The 1545-nt window shown below is 62.6% G+C and carries 1 protein-coding gene; it reads left to right on the top strand.

The features are described 5' to 3' along the window. Positions 1 to 76: 76 nt before the first annotated feature. Positions 77 to 1249: an IS110 family transposase gene (locus PMI02_RS25665; protein ID WP_007688628.1), complete on the top strand. Its 1173-nt coding sequence runs from the start codon at positions 77 to 79 to the stop codon at positions 1247 to 1249. The last annotated feature ends 296 nt before the right edge of the window (positions 1250 to 1545 follow it).

The raw sequence follows: 1545 nt of genomic DNA on the forward strand, positions 1-1545 counted from the left end.
AAAAAGATCCCATGGGCGCGGGTTGGCGCTGATTAAGGCACACTGACCTCCCGCTTTGCCGTGAAGGAGGTTGTTCATGTCTGTTCCGTCTCATGCCGCCGTCAGCATCCAGTTGAACGCAATCTTTGTGTCACTGGAGCTGAGCCGTTCCACTTGGTTGGTCACGTCGCTGTCGCCGGGGCGTGGCGAGCGCATCTCGCGGCATCCGGTGAAGGGCAGTGACGTCCCGATGCTCTTGGAGCGGTTCGCGCAGTTGCAGGCCAAAGCGCACGAGCGCACTGGCGAACAATACCCATTGGTCGTTATCCAGGAGGCGGGACTGGACGGGTTCTGGATACACCGTTGCCTTGTACGTGAGGGCATCGAGAGCCACGTTGTCGATGCCGCCTCGATCGCGGCTTCGCGGCGAAGTCGGCGTGCGAAGACGGACAAGCTCGACGGGGAGGCGCTAGTCCGCACGTTGCTCGCCTACAAGCGTGGAGAGCCGCGCGTCTGCGCGATGGTAGCGGTGCCAAGTGTCGAGGACGAAGACCGCCGTCGGATCTGCCGGGAGCGACGGTCTTTGGTGGTCGAGCGCATCCGGCACATCAACCGAGTAAAAGGCCTACTGTTCGCACAAGGGGTCGGCGACTACGAGCCGCTGCGCGCCAATCGGCGGGCCCAGCTGGAAGAGCTGACCACCGGGGATGGACGGCCGCTGCCTCGCCACGTGAAGCGCGAGATCGATCGCGAGCTGGACCGCCTGGAGTTGGTCATGCGCCAGATCAAAGAGGTTGAGCGAGAGCGCGATGCAATGTTGGAGCTGGAGCCGGAGGCGGACACGGCGACAGAAGAGTATCCAGCGCCGGCCACCGCTCGACTGCTCCAACTGCGCGGCATCGGCCCTGAGTTCGCCAGCGTGCTTTATGCCGAGGCATTCTTCCGCAGCTTCAGTAACCGTCGACAGGTCGCCTGCTATGCAGGACTGGCGCCGTCGCCGTGGCAAAGTGGCGCGATGGACCGCGAGCAAGGCGTATCCAAGGCGGGCAACAAACGGCTGCGCGTAACGATGATCCAAGTCGCGTGGCTGTGGCTGCGACATCAGCCAGCATCAGAACTGACTCGCTGGTATGAGGAGCGGGTGCGAACCAACGGTGGCCGCGTCCGCCGTGTGATGATTGTGGCTCTCGCCCGTAAGCTGCTGATTGCGCTGTGGCAGTTCAGTTCGGCTGGCGTCGTGCCAAAAGGCGCAGTCCTCAAGGCAGCCTGACGAGGTATAAATAACGAGTTCCTGCGGGGCGTGCCCCTGCCGGATCCAGGTTAGACGGACCGTCGGTCCCCATTGGCTTCGATCGCCGACAAAAAGGTTGGTCCCGTCTTCCTGAGCCAGACCCGACGCAAGCGGGATTGTGGTGCAGCCGCGCACGAGCGGCGACCGGATGTGAGGTTAGAGCGGACCGGTTGACGGAACGCTTGTTGCAGCAGGCTCAGATCATGGATCCGAACAAGGAGGCGACAAATGCCGTAGCCACACAGACGATTGACACGATTGTCCCCATGTGAGGG

The sequence above is a fragment of the Novosphingobium sp. AP12 genome (genome assembly GCF_000281975.1).
Taxonomy (GTDB): Bacteria; Pseudomonadota; Alphaproteobacteria; order Sphingomonadales; family Sphingomonadaceae; genus Novosphingobium.

Excerpts from the sequence above, each read along its gene's own strand:
- PMI02_RS25665 (WP_007688628.1), top strand. The coding sequence starts at position 77 with ATGTCTGTTCCGTCTCATGCCGCCGTCAGCATCCAGTTGAACGCAATC.